16 protein-coding genes are annotated in these 19,538 nt (G+C 70.7%); 14 read left to right on the forward strand and 2 right to left on the reverse strand.

Translation table 11 applies throughout. The annotated features are described in order from the left end of the window. Nucleotides 1-113: 113 nt before the first annotated feature. Nucleotides 114-728 carry a PASTA domain-containing protein gene (locus HAV39_RS22540; protein WP_191841160.1) on the reverse strand — a complete coding sequence of 205 codons (615 nt, stop codon included), beginning with the start codon at nucleotides 726-728 and terminating at the stop codon, nucleotides 114-116. Nucleotides 729-1,002: 274 nt separating this feature from the next. On the opposite strand from HAV39_RS22540, the gene HAV39_RS22545 reads away from it, so the two are divergent. The 14 genes from HAV39_RS22545 to HAV39_RS22610 all read left to right on the forward strand — a co-directional run bounded on the left by HAV39_RS22545 (nucleotide 1,003) and on the right by HAV39_RS22610 (nucleotide 18,361). Continuing rightward, a complete protein-coding gene (locus HAV39_RS22545; protein ID WP_191841161.1) occupies nucleotides 1,003-2,133 on the forward strand; it encodes a Fic family protein in 1,131 nt (376 codons plus the stop codon). Nucleotides 2,134-2,273: 140 nt separating this feature from the next. After that, the gene (locus HAV39_RS22550) at nucleotides 2,274-3,227 is read left to right on the forward strand and encodes a terpene synthase family protein (RefSeq protein ID WP_191841162.1); all 954 of its coding nucleotides are present in this window, start codon (nucleotides 2,274-2,276) and stop codon (nucleotides 3,225-3,227) included. A 263-nt stretch (nucleotides 3,228-3,490) separates the two neighbouring features. Beyond that, complete coding sequence (gene ileS, locus HAV39_RS22555; RefSeq protein WP_191841163.1) at nucleotides 3,491-6,604, forward strand: isoleucine--tRNA ligase; 3,114 nt, start codon at nucleotides 3,491-3,493, stop codon at nucleotides 6,602-6,604. A 233-nt stretch (nucleotides 6,605-6,837) separates the two neighbouring features. Then, complete coding sequence (locus tag HAV39_RS22560) at nucleotides 6,838-7,530, forward strand: lysophospholipid acyltransferase family protein (RefSeq protein WP_191841164.1); 693 nt, start codon at nucleotides 6,838-6,840, stop codon at nucleotides 7,528-7,530. Nucleotides 7,531-7,611: 81 nt separating this feature from the next. After that, nucleotides 7,612-9,564 carry a TIGR03960 family B12-binding radical SAM protein gene (locus HAV39_RS22565; protein WP_191841165.1) on the forward strand — a complete coding sequence of 651 codons (1,953 nt, stop codon included), beginning with the start codon at nucleotides 7,612-7,614 and terminating at the stop codon, nucleotides 9,562-9,564. 47 nt (nucleotides 9,565-9,611) lie between these two features. Next, nucleotides 9,612-10,367, forward strand: a complete 756-nt coding sequence (locus HAV39_RS22570) for a TIGR03936 family radical SAM-associated protein (protein WP_191841308.1) — start codon at nucleotides 9,612-9,614, stop codon at nucleotides 10,365-10,367. A 156-nt stretch (nucleotides 10,368-10,523) separates the two neighbouring features. Further along, nucleotides 10,524-13,214 carry an Rne/Rng family ribonuclease gene (locus HAV39_RS22575; RefSeq protein WP_191841166.1) on the forward strand — a complete coding sequence of 897 codons (2,691 nt, stop codon included), beginning with the start codon at nucleotides 10,524-10,526 and terminating at the stop codon, nucleotides 13,212-13,214. Nucleotides 13,215-13,340: 126 nt separating this feature from the next. Beyond that, on the forward strand, nucleotides 13,341-13,889 hold the full coding sequence (locus HAV39_RS22580) for a hypothetical protein (RefSeq protein ID WP_191841167.1): 549 nt from the start codon (nucleotides 13,341-13,343) through the stop codon (nucleotides 13,887-13,889). A gap of 72 nt (nucleotides 13,890-13,961) precedes the next feature. Next, on the forward strand, nucleotides 13,962-14,453 hold the full coding sequence (locus HAV39_RS22585; RefSeq protein ID WP_191841168.1) for a hypothetical protein: 492 nt from the start codon (nucleotides 13,962-13,964) through the stop codon (nucleotides 14,451-14,453). A gap of 272 nt (nucleotides 14,454-14,725) precedes the next feature. Next, nucleotides 14,726-15,211 carry a hypothetical protein gene (locus HAV39_RS22590; protein ID WP_191841169.1) on the forward strand — a complete coding sequence of 162 codons (486 nt, stop codon included), beginning with the start codon at nucleotides 14,726-14,728 and terminating at the stop codon, nucleotides 15,209-15,211. 251 nt (nucleotides 15,212-15,462) lie between these two features. Beyond that, nucleotides 15,463-15,777, forward strand: a complete 315-nt coding sequence (rplU, locus tag HAV39_RS22595) for a 50S ribosomal protein L21 (protein ID WP_155374923.1) — start codon at nucleotides 15,463-15,465, stop codon at nucleotides 15,775-15,777. An 8-nt stretch (nucleotides 15,778-15,785) separates the two neighbouring features. Further along, entirely contained in the window at nucleotides 15,786-16,043 is a 258-nt protein-coding gene (gene rpmA, locus HAV39_RS22600; RefSeq protein WP_191841170.1) for a 50S ribosomal protein L27, read from the forward strand. A 274-nt stretch (nucleotides 16,044-16,317) separates the two neighbouring features. Further along, the gene (gene obgE / locus HAV39_RS22605; protein ID WP_191841171.1) at nucleotides 16,318-17,793 is read left to right on the forward strand and encodes a GTPase ObgE; all 1,476 of its coding nucleotides are present in this window, start codon (nucleotides 16,318-16,320) and stop codon (nucleotides 17,791-17,793) included. Between the two features lie 127 nt (nucleotides 17,794-17,920). Further along, nucleotides 17,921-18,361 carry a GNAT family N-acetyltransferase gene (locus tag HAV39_RS22610; protein ID WP_191841172.1) on the forward strand — a complete coding sequence of 147 codons (441 nt, stop codon included), beginning with the start codon at nucleotides 17,921-17,923 and terminating at the stop codon, nucleotides 18,359-18,361. Here the strand turns inward: HAV39_RS22610 and trpS are convergent. Then, the gene (gene trpS, locus HAV39_RS22615) at nucleotides 18,351-19,340 is read right to left on the reverse strand and encodes a tryptophan--tRNA ligase (RefSeq protein WP_191841173.1); all 990 of its coding nucleotides are present in this window, start codon (nucleotides 19,338-19,340) and stop codon (nucleotides 18,351-18,353) included. The two genes, HAV39_RS22610 and trpS, sit on opposite strands and share 11 nt — an antisense overlap. Nucleotides 19,341-19,538: the final 198 nt, after the last annotated feature.

Genomic DNA, 19,538 nt, shown 5'->3' on the forward strand with positions numbered 1-19,538 from the left:
GTAGGCCGGTCCCCGCAGCGGGCAGCTGCGGCGCAGCTCAGGGCCGTCGAATGTCAAGAAGGGCACCTTCTTCCACGCATGGCGTGAAGAAGGTGCCCTTCTTTTGTGGAGGGTCAGCCCTTGCCGTTGCTGACGGAGGTGTTGGTGAGGACGATCTCGGTGTCGGCGGCGACCTTGGTGCCGGCCTTCACGGACTGCTTGACGACCTTCCAGCTGACCAGCAGGGTCAGTTCCTTGCCGTCGTCGCCGAGGAACTTCACGTTGGTGAAGCCGGCGTCGGCCAGGATCTTCTCGGCGTCGGTGGCCTTCTTGCCGACCACGTTCGGCACCGCGATCAGCGCCGGTCCGGGGGTCGGCGACGGCGACGGGGCGGCGGTCGGCGACGCGGCAGCGCTGGGGCTGGCCGCGGTGGTCGGGCTGGCGGCAGCGCTGGGGCTGGCCGCCGGGGGTGCGGCGGTGGCGGTGGCGACCGCGGACGGCGACGCCGCCGGGTCCACGTCCTTCTTCTGCCACCACTTCATGTACGCGAAGCCGCCGCACAGCAGCAGGAGCAGGATCAGGAGGAGGAGCAGCAGCAGGAGCAGCCAGCGCTTGCGGCCGCCCTTGTCGTCGTCGTCCTTGTCGTCCTTGTCCTTGTCGTCCGCGCCGTGCACCGGCTTGTAGTCGCCGCCCTTGTCATCGGCGGGCGGCGGGGTCGGGGAGGGGGTGGTCTCGTCGGGGTCTGACACGTCAGGTGCCTCTCGCTATCCGATGTGTACTCACGCAGCAGCACGTATGCAAACATCGGCCATGATGGCGGTCCACGAACGCCTGGTCACTAGACCGCCGGTCGTATCCCTGGCACCGAACGGTCAACCATCGACCAGGCAGTGGCGACGGGGCCGGTGGGACACGTGGCAGCGCAGGTCCGGATGCCCAGCTCGCGCGCGAGTCGATCACTGTCGGATTCCGGCGCGTACGCGGCGCGGTGCGACTGTGCTACTGGGCTAGTAGCATGGGGGGATGCTGCTGCAGACCCCGAAGCTGGACGCCGACGATCTCCGCGTGCTGGGCGAGATCGACCAGATGCGCACCGACCTGCAACTGCACGTCCGCGCCCGCCCCCACTGGACCGGCCAGCTCCGGCGTCAGCTCACGGCTGCGGCCATCCAGGGCTCGAACACGATCGAGAAGATCACCATCGGTATGTCCGACGCGCGCGCTGTCGTCGAGGGCCAGCCGATGTCGGTGGAGGTGGCCGACGAGACCCAATTGGCGATTCGCGGCTACCGCGACGCGCTGACCTACGTGCAGCAGGCCCCGCACATCGCCGACTTCGAGTACCACCGCACGCTGCTTTCGGCGCTGCACTTCATGATCGTCAAATACAACATGTCGAAGTGGCCGGGCCGCTACCGCAGTGGGGGCATCTTCGTCACGGGCTCCGACCCGTTGCGGCCCGCCTACACGGGGCCCGATCCGGAGTTGGTCCCTGGGCTCATGGAGGAGCTCATCGACTGGCTCAACGCAGGAGACCTGGATCAGCCTTCGCTGGTGCGGGCGGCGATGGCCCACCTCAACCTCGTCTCGATCCACCCGTGGCGCGACGGCAACGGCCGGATGGCGCGGTGCCTGCACACCCTCGTGCTCGCCCGGGACGGGGTGCTCGCGGCGGAGTTCTCCTCGATCGAGGAATGGTTGGGGCACGAGATCAACACTTTGGCCTATTACCAGGCGCTGCAGAGCCGGGGCGAGACCTTCCGGCCGGACGCCGACTGCCACACCTGGCTGCGCTTCGTGCTGTCCGCGCACCACCAGCAGGCGCAGACGGTCCAAGCCCGGGTGGACTACACGGTGGTGTTGTGGCGGGCTCTCGAAGCGGTGGTGGCCGAGCGCGGGCTGCCGGAGCGGACGGTGTCGGCGCTGTACGCGGCGGCGCTGGGTGAGTTGCGGCGGGCCACCTACCAGGGCGACGAGGATCTCAGCCGGGATCAGGCCATCCGGGACGTGCAGGCGCTGGTGAGGAACGGGCTGGTGCGGGCGAAGGGCAACGCGGTCACCCGCGTCTACCTGATCGACGGCGTGGCACGGGAGGCGCACCTGGCGGCGATGGACGCGGTGCGTAAGCCGATGGTGGAGCCGTACCGCCGCTGAGGTGGCACGTCCGAGGGATTGACTTCGATCTCTGGCACTTGTGTAATGGATCGTGAACTCATCGTGACGTGATGGCGTGTGTGTGCAGCTACGCCGTCGTGTGCCCTCAGCGCCCCCGCCTCCCGGAACGGAGGATCGCCGTGTTCGCCATCCCCCCGGTCGACTGCCCCCTCACCTCGCGCCTGTCGCCGCACGTGGCCCTCGCCGAACAGGACCTGACCGGCTGGGCCCGCAAGTGCGGCCTGATCAGCGACGGCGACGGGCAGAACTGGCTGGCCGGGGAGGCGTACGCCGGACATGCGGGCCGGATCTTCCCGGATGCGCGACCGGAGGACCTCGCCCTGCTCGCGATGATCTTCGCCTGGTTCTACCTGGTCGACGACATCTGCGACGGCACGGCGCACCCCGAGCCGCCCCGCTTGCGCCGCTTCGTCACCGAGCTGCTGGCCCTGCTGCACGGCTCGGACCGGCCCACCGAGGTCTTCGCCGGCTCGGCCCGGCTGATGCTCACCGAGATCTGGGCCGTGCTGCGTGAACGCATGCCCGACGCCTGGCAGAGCCGCTTCACCGACGCGGTGGCGGTGCACCTCGACGGCGTGATCACCGAGGCGGAGAACAAGGCCACGGGCCACCTGCCCGGCGTCGACGAGTACGTCGAGCTGCGCCGCACGGCCTCCGCGGCGGAGATCTCGCACCTGCTCACCGAGCTGGCCACGCACACCCACCTGCCGGACGCGATCTACCACCACCCGGCGCTGCGTGAGGTCCGGCTGGCCGGCACCGACCTGCTGTCCTGGTTCAACGACCTCTACTCGCTGGACCGCGACATCGCCACCGCCGGTGGCCACAACCTGGTGCTGGCGATCTCCCACGAGCGCGAGCTGTCCATCGAGGCGGCGGTGCAGGAGGCCGTGGACATGTGGCAGCAGCGCATGGACGGCTTCGGCCCGCTGCGGGAGCGGGTGCCCTCGTTCGGCGCCCAGTTCGACCCGGCGGTCCACGCCCACCTGGACGGGGTGGCCGGTTCGGTGCGGGGCACCCTGGACTGGACGGTGGTCAGCGGGCGCTACCGCGGCGACCCGCGGACCCGGTAGGGCGACTCACCCGAAACCCGGTGGACGGTCGGGGGTGCGGCGGCGGTAACCTGGAGCGCACAGGCATCGACCCGGCCATCACCGGTGAGCCTCCGGAAGAACGGGCCGCACGGCCTCAGTAGAACCGGACGGGACGGCCCGTCACAGCCGACACGAGCGGTCCGCCGTGCACCTGCGGCGGGCAAGCGAGGTGGTACCGCGGGCCTGCCGGCTCGTCCTCGCACTGTGAAACGACAGTGACGAGTGTGACGAGGAGCCCCGCGATGGCTTATCCATTGCACGACGCGGCCGACGGCGTGCCGGCCAGCCCGGACCTGCCCGCCCTGGAACGGCGCGTGCTCGACTACTGGGCCGCCGACAAGACCTTCGCGGCCAGCGTGGAGCAGCGCGACGCCGGGCCGAAGGGGTCCAACGAGTTCGTCTTCTACGACGGCCCGCCGTTCGCCAACGGCCTGCCCCACTACGGCCACCTGCTGACCGGCTACGTCAAGGACGTGGTGCCGCGCTACCAGACCATGCGCGGGCGCCGGGTCGAGCGCCGGTTCGGCTGGGACACCCACGGCATGCCCGCCGAGGTGGAGGCGGAGAAGCAGCTCGGCATCACCACCAAGGCCGAGATCCTGGACATGGGCCTGGCCGAGTTCAACGAGGCCTGCCGCACCTCCGTGCTGCGTTACACGAACGAGTGGGAGCGGTACGTCACCCGGCAGGCCCGCTGGGTCGACTTCGCCAACGACTACAAGACCCTCGACCTGGACTACATGGAAAGCGTCATGTGGGCCTTCAAGACCCTGCACGACAAGGGCCTGGTGTACGAGGGCTTCCGGGTGCTGGCGTACTGCTGGCGCTGCGAGACGCCGCTGTCCAACACCGAGACCCGGATGGACGACGTCTACAAGGACCGGCAGGACCCGACGCTGGCCGTCAAGTTCCAGCTCGACAGCGGCGAGAAGGTCGCGGTGTGGACGACCACGCCGTGGACCCTGCCGAGCAACCTGGCGCTGGCCGTCGGCCCGGACATCGACTACGCGGTGATGGCGAAGGACGGCGAGAAGCTGCTGCTGGGCGCGGCCCGGCTCGGTTACTACGCCAAGGAGCTGGAGGGCTACGAGCAGACCGGCACCGTCAAGGGCGCGGATCTGGTCGGCAAGCGGTACACGCCGCTGTTCCCGTACCTGGTGGACCACGCGGGTGACAACGCCTACCAGGTGCTCGGGGCGGACTTCGTGACCACCGAGGACGGCACCGGGGTGGTGCACCTCGCGCCGGCGTTCGGTGAGGACGACCAGAACACCTGCAACGCGGCGGGCATCCCGACCGTGGTGACCGTCGACGAGCGGGCGCGGTTCACCGCGCTGGTCCCGCCGTACGAGGGCCAGCAGGTCTTCGACACCAACAAGGCGATCATCCGCGACCTCAAGGACCGCGGCGTCGTGCTGCGCCACGAGACCTACACCCACTCCTACCCGCACTGCTGGCGGTGCGACACCCCGCTGGTCTACAAGGCGGTGTCGAGCTGGTTCGTGAAGGTGACCGCGTTCCGCGACCGCATGGTGGAGCTGAACCAGCAGATCAGCTGGACCCCCGAGCACGTCAAGGACGGCTCGTTCGGCAAGTGGCTGGCCAACGCCCGCGACTGGTCGATCAGCCGCAACCGGTTCTGGGGCTCGCCGATCCCGGTGTGGGTCTCCGACGACCCGAACTACCCGCGCACCGACGTGTACGGCTCGCTCGCGCAGCTCGAAGAGGACTTCGGCGTGAAGGTCACCGACCTGCACCGCCCGTACGTCGACGAGCTGACCCGGCCGAACCCGGACGACCCGACGGGCAACTCGACCATGCGCCGAGTGCCGGAGGTGCTCGACTGCTGGTTCGAGTCCGGCTCGATGCCGTTCGCCCAGGTGCACTACCCGTTCGAGAACACCGAGTGGTTCGAGAACCACTACCCGGGCGACTTCATCGTCGAGTACATCGGACAGACGCGCGGCTGGTTCTACACCATGCACGTGCTGGCCACCGCGCTGTTCGACCGGCCGGCGTTCCGCAGCTGCGTGAGCCACGGCATCCTGCAGGGCAGCGACGGCCGCAAGATGTCCAAGAGCCTGCGCAACTACCCCGACGTCTACGAGATGTTCGATCGCTACGGCGCCGACGCGATGCGCTGGATGCTGATGAGCAGCCCGGTGCTGCGCGGCGGCGACATGGCCGTGAACGAGTCGGGGATCCGGGACTCCGTGCGCCAGGTGCTGCTGCCGCTGTGGAACGTGTACTACTTCTTCACGCTCTACGCCAACGCCGCCGGGCACACCGCCCGGCCCCGGACCGACTCCACGCACGTGCTCGACCGCTACGTGCTGGCCAAGACCCGGGAGCTGGTGGAGACCACGACGGCCCAGCTCGACGCGTACGACCTCTCCGCGGCCTGCGCCGGGGTGCGGACCTATCTGGACGCGCTGACCAACTGGTACGTGCGCCGCAGCCGGGACCGCTTCTGGGCCGGTGACGCCGACGCCTTCGACACCCTCTACACGGTGCTGGAGACGCTGGCCCGGGTGGTCGCGCCGCTGGCCCCGCTGACCGCGGAGGAGATCTGGCGCGGGCTGACCGGGCAGCGCTCGGCGCACCTGGCCGACTGGCCGGACGCGGCGGCGCTGCCGGCCGACCACGACCTGGTGGCCACCATGGACCGGGTGCGCGAGGTCTGCTCGGCGGCGCTGTCGCTGCGCAAGGCGAAGGGCCTGCGGGTGCGCCTGCCGCTGTCCTCGCTGACCGTGGCGACCCCGGACGCGTCCGCGCTGCGCGACTTCGCGGCGCTGATCGCCGACGAGGTCAACGTGAAGTCGGTCGAGCTGAGCGACGACCTGACCGGCCACTGCGAGCAGGTGCTCACGGTGGTGCCGCGGGTGCTCGGCCCGCGCGTCGGCGGCTCGGTGCAGCAGGTCATCAAGGCGGTGAAGACGGGGGAGTGGTCGCTGGTCGACGGCGCTCCGGTCGCCGCCGGGGTGACGCTGCAGGAGGGCGAGTACGAGCTGAAGCTGGTCGCCGCCGACGCGGAGCACTCCGCCGCGCTGCCCGGCGACGCCGGGGTCGTGGTGCTGGACACCGCCGTCACCCCGGCGCTGGAGGCCGAGGGTCTGGCCCGCGACGTGGTCCGGGTGGTGCAGCAGGCGCGCCGCGAGGCGGACCTGGCCATCACCGACCGGATCGCGCTGACGGTGCAGGCGTCCGACGAGGTCGCCGCGGCGGTGCGCGAGCACCAGGCCTTCCTGGCGGCCGAGACGCTGGCCGACAGCGTGAGCTACGGCGCGGTCGACGGCGGCTTCACCGGCGAGGCCGGCGACGGCGGCAACGTCACGGTGGCGGTCGCCCGCAGCTGACGGCGGTAATCGACGAGTGAGGCGCGGCCTGTGCCGGAAATGTCACAGGCCGCGCCTCGTTCCTTTTCCATGGCAAGGTCTGCCCAGGTCAAGGCCATGACGACAGCCGGCGGCGAGCCGGTCAGTATCTCAGACTCCGGGCGCATAGGCGATCGGTTCCGGGGGTATGGGCCCGCTCAGAGGACTACGGTAAGTTCACTGGCCGGCTAGCTCATCACCTGTGGAGGCAGAAAGTGCCGGTGCTCTATACGGTCGGATTGTGGACGGTGGCGCCCGCGATCAAGCTCGGCTGGCGCCCCACTGTCGAGGGCGCGGAGCACATCCCCGCCACGGGTGGCGCGATCTTCGCAGGCAACCACCTCTCTGTCGCCGACGAACTCTTCCTCGGTTCCTCGGTCAACCGGCACATCTCCTTCTGGGCCAAGGAGGACTACTTCGTCGGCACCGGCCTGAGCGGCCTGTTCTTCCGCACCCTGATGGGCGGCCTGGGCGCGATCCCGGTGCACCGCTCCGGCGGCCGGGCCGCGCTGAGCGCGTTCGACGCGGCGATCCCGGTGCTGAAGGAGGGCGGCCTGGTCGCCGTGTACCCCGAGGGCACCCGCTCGCCGGACGGGCGGCTCTACCGCGGCCGCACCGGGGTGGCGCGGCTCGCGCTGGGCGCGGACGTGCCGATCATCCCGGTCGGCATGATCGGCACCGAGAAGGTGCAGCCCATCGGCCAGGCGATCCCGTCGCTCAAGCCGGGCCAGGTCACCGTCAAGTTCGGCAAGCCGATCGAGGTCGGGGCGTGGAAGGACGCCGAGTCCGCCAGCACCGCCGCGCGGGAGATCACGGACACGGTGATGATAGCCATCCAGGCGCTGACCGGCCAGGAGTATGTGTCCCGGTACGCTCCGAAGCGCAGCTCCGGCGACGCGGAACAGTAGACACGCAGGTCGCCACCGGACATCGGGTACGCAATCGCCCGAGGTCCGGTGCCCGTGTGCGACCGCGTACCCTTGATACCCATGCGTGGCGAGTCGGTCTTTCCCCAGCTTGAGCAGTTGCTGCCTCTGGTCAGCAAGCCCATCCAGTACGTCGGTGGTGAGCTGGGCGCCGTGGTCAAACCATGGGAGTCGGCCACGGTCCGGTGGGTGCTGTCGTACCCGGACGCGTACGAGGTGGGCCTGCCCAACCAGGGCGTGCAGATCCTGTACGAGGTGCTCAACGAGCGCGAGGACGTGCTCGCCGAGCGCACCTACGCGGTCTGGCCCGACCTCGAGCAGCTGATGCGCGAGCGCGGCGTGCCGCAGTTCACCGTCGACAGCCACCGTGCGGTCGGCGACTTCGACCTGTTCGGCCTGTCCTTCTCGACCGAGCTCGGCTACACCAACATGCTCACCGAGCTGAGCCTGGCGCGGATCCCGCTGCTGGCCGCCGACCGCGACGAGTCGCACCCGATCGTGGTCGCGGGCGGCCACGCCGCGTTCAACCCGGAGCCGATCGCCGACTTCGTCGACGCCGCCGTGCTCGGCGACGGCGAGGAAGCCGTCCTGGAGATCACCGACATCGTCGCCGCGTGGAAGCGCGAGGGCAGCCCCGGCGGCCGCGACGAGATCCTGCTGCGCCTGGCCAAGACCGAGTCGGTCTACGTGCCGCGCTTCTACGACGTGGACTACCTGCCCGACGGCCGGATCCAGCGCGTGGTGCCCAACCGCCCGGGCGTGCCGTTCCGGGTGCACAAGCGCACCACCATGGACCTCGACGCGTGGCCGTACCCGAAGAAGCCGCTGGTGCCGCTGGCCGAGACGGTGCACGAGCGGTTCGCCGTGGAGATCTTCCGGGGCTGCACCCGGGGCTGCCGCTTCTGCCAGGCCGGCATGATCACCCGTCCGGTGCGCGAGCGCTCCATCACCACCGTGGCGCAGATGGTGCACGACGGGCTGGAGTTCTCCGGCTTCACCGAGGTGGGCCTGCTGTCGCTGTCCAGCGCCGACCACTCCGAGATCGGCGACATCTGCTCCGGGCTGGCCGACCAGTACGAGGGCACCAACGTCTCGCTGTCGCTGCCCAGCACCCGGGTGGACGCGTTCAACATCGACCTGGCGCAGGAGCTGGCCCGCAACGGCCGCCGCACCGGGCTGACCTTCGCGCCCGAGGGCGGGTCGGAGCGCATCCGCAAGGTGATCAACAAGATGGTGTCGGAGGAGGACCTGATCCGCACCGTCACCACCGCGTACTCCAACGGCTGGCGGCAGGTGAAGCTGTACTTCATGTGCGGCCTGCCCACCGAGACCGACGAGGACGTGCTGCAGATCGCGCGGCTGGCGCACAACGTCATCAAGTCGGGCCGCCAGGCGACCGGCAGCAAGGACATCCGCTGCACCGTGTCCATCGGCGGGTTCGTGCCCAAGCCGCACACCCCGTTCCAGTGGGCCCCGATGGAGCGCCCCGAGGTGATCGACGCGCGGCTCAAGGCGCTCAAGAACGAGATCAACTCGGACCGCTCGCTGGGCCGGGCCATCGGCTTCCGCTACCACGACGGTGAGCCCTCGCTGATCGAAGGCCTGCTGGCACGCGGTGACCGCCGCGTCGGCGCGGTCATCCGCAAGGTGTGGGAGAACGGCCAGCGCTTCGACGGCTGGAGCGAGCACTTCTCGTACCGCCGCTGGGTCGACGCCTGCGCCGAGGTGCTGCCGGGCCTGGGGGTGGACCTGGAGTGGTTCACCACCCGCGAGCGCGAGCAGTCCGAGGTGCTGCCCTGGGACCACCTGGACTCGGGCCTGGACAAGGACTGGCTCTGGCAGGACTGGCAGGACGCGCTCACCGAGTACGAGCAGGACGACTGCCGCTGGACGCCGTGCTTCGACTGCGGCGTGTGCCCGTCGATGGACACCAGCATCCAGATCGGGCCGACCGGCCACAAACTGCTGCCCATCACGCCGGTCAACACCGGCCTGCGCGTGCCCGCGGGAGCCTGACGGTGGGACGTACCAAGAACCAGCCCACGGGTGGCCAGGCCCCCGTCGTGCAGCGCATCCGGCTGCGTTACACCAAGCGCGGCCCGCTGCGCTTCACCTCGCACCGCGACTTCGCCCGCGCCGTCGAGCGGGCGATCCACCGGGCGGGCGTGCCGATCGCCTTCTCGCAGGGCTTCACCCCGCACCCGAAGATCTCCTTCGCCAGTGCCGCACCCACCGGCGTGGCCTCCGAGGCGGAGTACCTGGAGATCGGCCTGCGGGAGCGGGTGGACCCGGCGGAGCTGTGCAAGGCGCTGGACGCCGCGCTGTCGCCGGGCCTGGACGTGATCGAGGCCGTGGAGGCCGTCGCGCCGGGCAGCCTGGCCGACCGGATCACCGCCTCGCGGTGGCGCATCGAGCTGCCCGGGGTGACCGACGAGCAGCTCGCCACCGCCGTGGCGGCCTTCGTCGCGCAGAGTGAGGTGTTGGTCGAGCGCATGACCAAACAGGGCCGGCGCACCTTCGACACCAGGGACGCCGTGGTGTCCGTCGAGGCCGTCTCGTCACAGACCTCACCACCTGGCGTGGTCGCGACCGCCCCGTGTGCGATACTCGACCTTGTCGTGCGGCAGGTCACTCCCTCCGTACGGCCCGATGACGTCCTGTCCGGCCTGCGCGTGGTTGCGGACCTGGAGCCGTCGGCGCCCCATTCACTGAAAAGTGCCAGGGCGACCCGGCTGGCACAGGGCACGCTGACCCCCCAGGGGGAGATCGTGGATCCGCTCGACGCGGATCGCGAGCCCGTCGCCATCGGCGAGCGTTGACCCGACCGGTCACCGCTCTCGGCAGACTTCGGCGGATGCCCGTCCGAGCGCCTCGACAGGCGCTTGAACGGGCGACCCCGGCGGCAAACACCGGTGTGCTCCTGAGTGGCTGCGTTGTTACGCGCCCGGGACCGCCAGAACTGGAGAACAGTCCGGATGCTCGACCACGAGCCCGCAGATCGGCACGAGAATGCCGACAACGTTTCGCAGAACGCGCCGAGCGCGGCCTCGGCTGACCAGCCCAGTGCCGTGACCGGCGGGAACACCGGCGGCGACGCCGTCACGGGCGCGCCTGCGACGCCCGAGCCCGCCCCCGCGACGCCGGAGCCTGTCATGGCCCAGCCCGCGGCGCCGGAGCCGGTGGCCGCTGACGCGGCGGCGGCCGAAGGCGCACCCGCTGAGGCCGAGCCCGAGGCGGCGCCCACTCGGCGGCGCACCCGCAAGCGTGCGGTCGCGGCGGCGGCTCCCGAGGCCGCGGACGCGAGCGAGGAGCCTGCCGAAGAGGCCGCGCCGGCCAAGAAGGCGACCCGCCGTCGGAAGAAAGCCGCAGAGCCGGACATCTACGGCGAGTCTGGGGCGAATGACGTAGTTGAGCCCGTACCGGCCGTCGCCGAGCTCTCGCCCGCCACCATGGCCGACGCGCTCGCCGAGGAAGCCGAAGAGGACGAGGAGGCGGCCGAGGCCGCCGCCGAGGCTGCCGAGCAGGTCGGCGGAGCCCCGCGCCGGCTGGCCCCGTCCGTGCTGTTCATGGCCCCCGAGGCGACCGCCGCGCCGGTGCGTCCCGTGGCCGCCGCGCGTCCCGTCGTCGAGGAGCCCGTGGAGGTGGCGGAGCCGGCCGAGACCGGCCGTCGCCGCAAGCGCCGCCGCGGCCGGGACGAGGAGGAGGCCGTCGAAGCGGAGGCCGCCGAGCCCGTCGCCGCCGACGAGGAGCACGAAGAGGACGAGACCGAGGAGAACGCGCGCGCCCGTCGCCGCCGGGGCCGTCGCGGCCGTGGCCGGGGCAAGGGCGGCGCGGACGACAACGGTGACGAGGAGCAGCCCGAGGCCGTCGAGGCCGGTGACGAGGAGGAGACGGACGCCGACGGCGAGCCGCTGACCCGCCGTCGCCGTCGCCGCCGCCGCAAGGGCGCCGGGGACGAGGGCGCCGAGGCCGAGGACGGCGTGCACACCGTGGTGCGCATCCGCGAGCCGCGCGCCGTCAGCGACGAGGTGCAGGGCGTGTCCGGGTCGACCCGGCTGGAGGCCAAGCGCCAGCGCCGCCGGGACGGCCGCGAGCAGCGCCGCACCCGCCCGCCGATCCTGACCGAGTCCGAGTTCCTGGCCCGCCGCGAGGCGGTCGACCGGGTCATGGTCATCCGCGAGAACCCGGACCGTACGCAGATCGCGGTGATGGAGGACGGCGTGCTCGTCGAGCACTACGTCACCCGCGCCGCCACCGCCACCATGGTCGGCAACGTGTACCTGGGCAAGGTGCAGAACGTGCTGCCGAGCATGGAGGCCGCCTTCGTCGACCTGGGCCGGGGCCGCAACGCGGTGCTGTACGCCGGTGAGGTCAACTGGGACGCGGCCGGCCTGGAGGGCCGCCAGCGCTCCATCGAGCAGGCGCTGAAGTCCGGCGACTCCGTGCTGGTGCAGGTGACCAAGGACCCGATCGGGCACAAGGGCGCGCGGCTGTCCAGCCACGTCGCGCTGTCCGGCCGGCACCTGGTGTACGTGCCCAACGGCAACGCCTCCGGCATCAGCCGCAAGCTGTCCGACGTGGAGCGCAAGCGGCTGCGCGACATCCTCAAGAAGCTGGTCCCCGAGGGCGCGGGCGTGATCGTGCGCACCGCGGCCGAGGGCGCCTCCGAGGAGGACCTCGAGCGCGATGTGCTGCGGCTGCAGTCGCAGTGGGAGGACATCCAGGCCAAGGCGTCCGAGGGCGGCGCGCCCGCGCTGCTCTACGGTGAGCCCGACCTGGTCGTCCGGGTGGTCCGCGACCTGTTCAACGAGGACTTCAAGGAACTCGTGGTGCAGGGCGACAACGCCTACGACACCGTGCAGACCTACCTCGGGCACGTGTCGCCCGACCTGGTGGACCGGGTGCACCGGCACACCGGCGTCTCCGACGTGTTCGCGACGTACCGCATCGACGAGCAGATCCTCAAGGGGCTGGACCGCAAGGTGTTCCTGCCCTCGGGCGGCCACCTGGTCTTCGACCGGACCGAGGCGATGACCGTCGTCGACGTCAACACCGGCAAGTACACCGGTGTCGGCGGCAACCTCGAGGAGACGGTCACCCGCAACAACCTGGAGGCGGCCGAGGAGATCGTGCGCCAGCTGCGGCTGCGCGACCTCGGCGGCATCGTGGTGATCGACTTCATCGACATGGTGCTGGAGAGCAACCGCGAGCTGGTGCTGCGCCGGCTGACCGAGTGCCTGGGCCGGGACCGGACCAAGCACCAGGTCACCGAGATCACCTCGCTCGGCCTGGTCCAGATGACGCGCAAGCGCATCGGGGCGGGCCTGCTGGAGGCCTTCAGCGAGCCGTGCGAGCACTGCAAGGGCCGCGGGGTCATCATCCACACCGAGCCGGTCTCCGAGCGCCGGGCGCCGGTGCAGGCCGCGCCGCCGGTGCAACTGCCGCCCGCACAGGTCAAGCAGGCCGCCGTGGCGCCGCCCGCGCCGAAGCAGCAGAAGGCCGCGGAGCCTGCGTACTACGACACCGAGGGTTACGACCTGTCGCGGTACGAGACGGTGGCGGCCGAGGACGAGGACGAGGCCGGCGAGGAGCCCGGCGAGGACGGCGGCGACACGCCCACCAGGCGGCGCACCCGCCGCGGCGGTCGGCGGCGCACCCGCCCGTAGCACCGCACGGAGATCGTTCGCGGCGGATGTGCCGGCGGAGGACTTGCGTAAGCTGCCCGGGGTATGTGTTTCCGCATCCCCGGGCAGTACTCTGCCCAGACCCCTCAGAGCCTGGAGGACGCCCCCATGCGACGCATCCTTGCCGCTGCCGTGCTAGGTGCCGCGCTGTTCACCGCCACCGCCTGCTCGGGCGACCCGGTGCGACCGAACGCGGGCCCGGTGCCGTCCGCGGGGGTTTCGACCGAGGGGAGCCCGAGCTCGGGCGCGAGTGCCGTCCCCGGCGCCTCCGGCGCCGTCACCGGCACCACCGACTCGAAGGCGACCTGCGCCGCGGTGATCGCCGAGAGCAAGAAGTTCGTCTCCAAGCTGGTGTCCAGGGCGGAGCAGATGGGCCAGGCGCTGAGCGACCCGGACAAGGTCAAGGTCTTCTTCGACGAGCTGACCAAGGACTACGTGGCGCTGTCGACGACGGTGAAGGCCGAGGCGGCCAAGACCGCCGACCCGAGGCTGCGCAAGGCGCTGGAGGACGTCGCCAAGGCGCTGGACGCCTCGGTGGCCCAGCTCGGCGACCCGCAGAAGCTCGCCGAGGACCCCTCGAAGATGCAGCAGATCCTGTTCAGCCCGGACCTGACCACCGCCAACGAGGCGCTGAACGACATCTGCCCGGCAGCCTGACGACGTACCGGCCGTGCCGCGACCCGGATGGCACGGCCACCCCGCCCCACCCCCTGTAGGAGGCACCTGCCCATGCGACGTTTGCTGACCGCCGTGCTGGTGGCCGCGTCCCTGCTCGGCGCGAGCGCGTGCGCCGACGACAAGCCCGCCCCGGCGTCCTCGCCCGGCACGGCCGCCGCGCCCGCCCCGAGCGGCTCGACCGCGGCCAAGGCGGTCTGCGCCGAGTTCGACAAGGTCTTCAACGGCAAGGCCCGCACCGACCTGGCCACCGCGATCGGCGGTGTGCTCACCGCGCGGGCCGGCACGGACGCGGCGAAGACGCAGGCCGCGGAGACCAAGCTGCGCGACGCGCTCACCGCGCTGGAGACCCAGATCACGGCCGTCGGCGCGGTCGCCGCCGACCCCGCGGCCAAGGCCGCCTTCGACCAGGTCGCGGCGAACGTGCGCCAGTCCGGCGTCGATCTGGCATTCCTCGACGGGGTCACCAAGCTCGCCGACCTCGAGGCGAAGCTCACGCCGACGCTGCTGGCCTGGATCACACCCTTGTCCAGAATCTGTCTCTGACACCCGGTGCGGGCCGCTCTCCGGCCGACGACGGCGCCGCCGACAAGGCGCCCGAGGGCGTCCACGGCGACGCCGACCAGGGCGGGAACGTGCGGACCTGTGACGCGTGAGGCTGCTGATCCTGTTGTCCGCCACCGTGGTTAGGCTGCCACGGTGGCCACAGACGAGGGTTCGGTGTGTACGAGGCTGAATTCTGGCCATATGGCAAGTAATCGCGGGTGTCGCCGGTGACGGCGACGCACCCGTTTCACCCCGCATAGACAAGGAAGAACATGCGACGGATTCTGGCCACCGCCACGCTCGGTCTCGCCCTGTTCGGCGCCGCGGCGTGCGCGGACACCAAGCCCGAGGCGACCGGCACCCCCACGCCGGGCGCTGCGGCGACCTCCGCGGCCGCCGCTCCCGCCGGCACCGACAAGAAGGCGGCCTGCGCCAACCTCACCAAGGCCGTCACCGACCTGGAGACCCAGGGCGCGACCATCGTGCCCGAGGTGCTCAACCCGGCCACCCAGCAGGCCGCGCTCCCGAAGCTGACCAAGCTGCTCACGGACTTCAAGGCGGCGTACGGCAAGGACGTCAGCACCCTCGCCGACGCCGAGCTGAAGGCGGCCGTCGAGGCCGACCTCAAGGCGCTGGACACCGGCCTGGCCGCCGTGGTCGCCGCCAACGGTGACGCCGCCAAGATCCAGGCTGCGATCTCCACCCCGGAGTTCGGCGCGGCCGGCAACAAGGTCAAGACGCTCTGCGCCGCGGCCTGACGCACTGACCTCGTCCCGACGCGCGGTGATCGCCATCACCGCGCGTCGGGCCAGGGGGTGCCCGGTTTGGGCATCGGGTCGGGCATGACGTAGTCTTCTCCACGGTGCCCATCACAGGGCGCCGTGTGCGTGCGTGTGTGTGCCGGCCGTCTTCGGCCAGGACTGCCGAGCGCAACCCAGTAGTGAAGACTCGGCCCGCCATGCGGGTCGATGAACCAACCGCCAGCACCTACGACAGGAGTCCGCGTCTCATGTACGCGATCGTCAAGACCGGCGGCAAGCAGTACAAGGTCGCCGAGGGCGACGTGATCGAGGTCGAGAAGCTCGCGGGCGCGCCCGGCGACGTGGTGGCGCTGTCCGCAGTGCTGCTTGTTGATGGCAGCGACCTGGTGACCGACGCGGCGAAGCTTGCCAAGGTTTCTGTTTCCGGCGAGGTCGTGGCCCACACCAAGGGCCCGAAGATCCGGATCCACAAGTTCAAGAACAAGACCGGCTACCACAAGCGGCAGGGTCACCGTCAGCCGCTGACCCAGGTCAAGGTCACCGGCATCAAGAGCGGGAAGTAGGCCTCGAGATGGCACATAAAAAGGGTGCATCCAGCTCGCGCAACGGTCGCGACTCCGCCGCCCAGCGACTCGGCGTGAAGCGCTTCGGCGGTCAGGTCGTCAGCGCCGGCGAGATCCTCATCCGCCAGCGCGGCACCAAGTTCCACCCGGGCGACCTGGTCGGCCGGGGTGGCGACGACACGCTGTTCGCGCTCGCCGCGGGCTCGGTGCAGTTCGGTCTCAAGCGGGGCCGCAAGACCGTGAACATCGTTCCGGTCGAGGCCTGACAGATCGTCGGAGGCGGGAGGGCGCGCGAAGCGCCTTCCCGCCTTTGCTGTTTCCGCCCCACGGAAGCGTCGAGGTGAGACGCGGCTAACCCCGCGACCCCGGAACACCCGGGACCCACCGCGCGCTGCCCTAGGGGCCACCTGCCGCAACTCTTGAAGAGTTGCGCTTTCGGCAGGCCGCTTGGCCGCGGCTCCTCAAGAGTTGCGGCAGGGGTGGGGCGGGCTCAAGCGGGCATATGCTGTTTTTTGAATCGAAGTATGTGGAGGATGGAACGTGGCGACGTTCGTGGATCGTGTGGTGCTGCACCTGCAGGCGGGTGACGGCGGCCACGGCTGCGTGTCCATCCACCGCGAGAAGTTCAAACCGTTCGGGGGGCCGGACGGCGGCAACGGCGGGCACGGTGGCGGCATCCTGATGGAGGTCGACCCCAACGTGCACACGCTGCTGGACTTCCACTTCCACCCGCACATCAAGGCCACCAACGGCAAGGGCGGCTCGGGCAACAACCGGGAAGGCGCCAACGGCGGCGACCTGGTGCTCAAGGTGCCCTCCGGCACGGTCGTGCAGACGCTCGACGGCCAGATCATCGCCGACCTGGTGGGTCCCGGCACCACGCTGGAGATCGCCCGTGGCGGCCGTGGCGGTCGCGGCAACGCCGCGCTGGCCAGCGCCCGGCGCAAGGCGCCCGGTTTCGCCGAGCTCGGTGAGCCCGGAGACCGGCTCGACGTGGTCGTCGAGCTCAAGAGCGTCGCCGACGTGGGCCTGGTGGGCTTCCCGAGCGCGGGCAAGTCCTCGCTCATCTCGGTGATCTCCGCGGCCAAGCCGAAGATCGCCGACTACCCGTTCACCACGCTGGTGCCGAACCTGGGCGTCGTGCAGGCGGGCGAGCATGTGTTCACCGTCGCCGACGTGCCGGGCCTGATCCCCGGCGCGGCCACCGGCAAGGGCCTGGGACTGGAGTTCCTGCGCCACATCGAGCGCACCGCGGTGCTGGCCCACGTGGTGGACACCGCGACCCTGGAGACCGACCGCGACCCGGTGGCCGACATCGAGGCCCTGGAGGCGGAGCTCGCGCAGTACGGCGGGCTCGGGGACCGGCCCCGGATCATCGTGCTGAACAAGATCGACGTGCCGGACGGCCGGGACCTGGCCGACATCACCACCCCCGACCTGGAGAAGTTCGGCTGGCCGATCTACCAGGTCAGCGCGGCGACGCGGGAGGGGCTGCAGGACCTGGTGTACGCGCTGGCGCGGATGGTCGAGGAGCACCGGGCGGCCACGCCGGTGCTGGAGCCGACCCGCATCGTGCTGCGCCCGAAGGCGGTCGACGACTCCGGCTTCGAGATCAAGCAGGACCGCGAGGGCGTCTGGGTGGTCAGCGGGGCCAAGCCCGAGCGCTGGGTGCGCCAGACCACGTTCGACAACGCCGAGGCGGTGGGCTACCTCGCCGACCGCCTCGCCCGGCTGGGTGTCGAGGACAAGCTGGGCAAGCTGGGCGCGAAGGCCGGCGACCCGGTGCGCATCGGCGAGCGCGAGTTCGACTGGCAGCCGACGATCTACGCGGGCAAGGACTTCACGCCCGGCAACCGCTTCACCGACGAGCGCCTCGAGGACGACATCACCCGTCCGAGGGCCGCGGAGCGGCTCGCGGCCCGCAAGGCGCGGCGGGAGCGTCCCGAGGGCGACACCGCCGGCGACGAGTGGTTCGAGGACGAGCTGGACGTGCCGGCCGACGACGACGATCAGTAGGCGTCGGCACCAGGGCGGACACTGTCAGTTAACGGTTCGGTGACAGTGTCCGTCATCTCACCGCAATCCGCCCCGCTGTGCGGTTTGTGAAACAACGTGGAAACAAGCCCTGGCTAGCGTCCTGACGGTGTTGATCCAGCACCGTGAGATCACCCACCCTGATGTCACCGCGCTCGTGCTCGCCGCTGAGGACGAACTCTTCACGCGGTATCCGGGCACCACCCGATCACCCCTGGACCCGCACGCCCGTTTCGTCGTGGCGTACGTGCTGGGCAGGCCTGTCGGCTGCGGGGCGCTCGTCGTGTCCAGCCCGGGTGTCGGCGAGATCAGGCGGATGTACGTAATGCCGGCGCATCGCCGCGCCGGGGTGGCCCGCCGCATCCTCGCGGCACTGGAACGACGGGCCACCGCCCAGGGCTGGGACTCGATCATCCTCGAGACCGGCGTGAACCAGCCTGAGGCGATCGCGCTGTACGAGTCGTCCGGTTACCAGCGGACTGAGCCGTACGGCAGGTACGTCGACAACCCCTACTCCGTCTGCTTCGTGAAGAAGCTCCTCAGGAGCTGACGAGTCCTATCGCCTCGCCGGCTCGCCGCAACGTCGCGGCGGCCCGCGGGCGTGCCCGCCGCGCCCCCTCGGCAAGCGCCGCCTCGACCGTCTCCGGACGCCGGCGCAGGGCCTCGTAGCGCTCCTGGATCGGCGTCAGCACCGCCACCACGGCCTCGGCTGTCTCCCGCTTGAGCTGCCCGTACGAGCTGAAGTGGCCAGTGGTCCCGGTGCAGGCCTGATAGATCTCCAGCAGGTTGGTCACCCCGGGCTGGCGCTCCCGGTCGTGGCGCACCGTGCTCCCGCTGTCGGTGACCGCGCGCATCACCTTGCGGCGCACGACGTCGGGTTCGTCGAGGATGCTGATCACTCCGGCGCTGACCACATTGGTCTTGCCCATCTTGGCCGTCGGGTCGGCCAGGTCCATCACGCGTGCGGCGACCGGCGCGGGCACCGCCGTGGGCACCGTGAAGACCGGGCCGTAGCGGCCGTTGAACCGGTTCGCGACCGTCCTGGCCAGCTCGACGTGCTGCAGCTGGTCGTCGCCGACCGGCACCTGCTCGGTGTCGTGCAGCAGGATGTCGGCCGCCATCAGCACCGGGTAGGTGAGCAGGCTGAGCCGCACCTGCTCGCCGCGGCCGGCCTTCTCCTTGAACGCGACCATGCGCTGGGCCTCGCCGTAGCCGGTGGCACATTCGAGCAGGTAGTGCAGCTGGGTGTGCTCGGGCAGGTGGGACTGCACGTAGAGGGTGCAGCGCCGCGGGTCGACCCCGGCGGCGAGCAGCACCGCGGCCTGCTCCAGGGTGCGGCCGCGTACCGCGGTGGGATCGTGCTCGACGGTGAGCGAATGCAGGTCGGCGAGCATGGTGACGGTCTCGCTGTCGTCCTGGCCGGCCACCAGCGGCAGGATCATGCCGAACAGGTTGCCGAGCTGCAGGCGCCCGGTCGGCTTGCAGGCGGACAGCCGGCGGGCGCGGGTGCGGGTCGGGGCGATGGTCATGTCGGTCTCCTCGGGAGTCGGGCCACCCCGTCCGGAGACCTCGGCACAGCGCGCGCGGTGCACGAAGAAGGCCGCCCGGAGGGGCGGCCTGGGTCGTCTGCTGGGTTCGCGGAAGCGGGCCGCCCGTCAGGGCAGCCACCACATGGTGTTCGTCGTCCGCATGTCGACCATTGTCCCCGTCATGGCCTTGATCGGCAA

The sequence above is a fragment of the Catellatospora chokoriensis genome (assembly GCF_011297315.1).
In the GTDB taxonomy this organism is placed as follows: domain Bacteria; phylum Actinomycetota; class Actinomycetes; order Mycobacteriales; family Micromonosporaceae; genus Catellatospora; species Catellatospora citrea.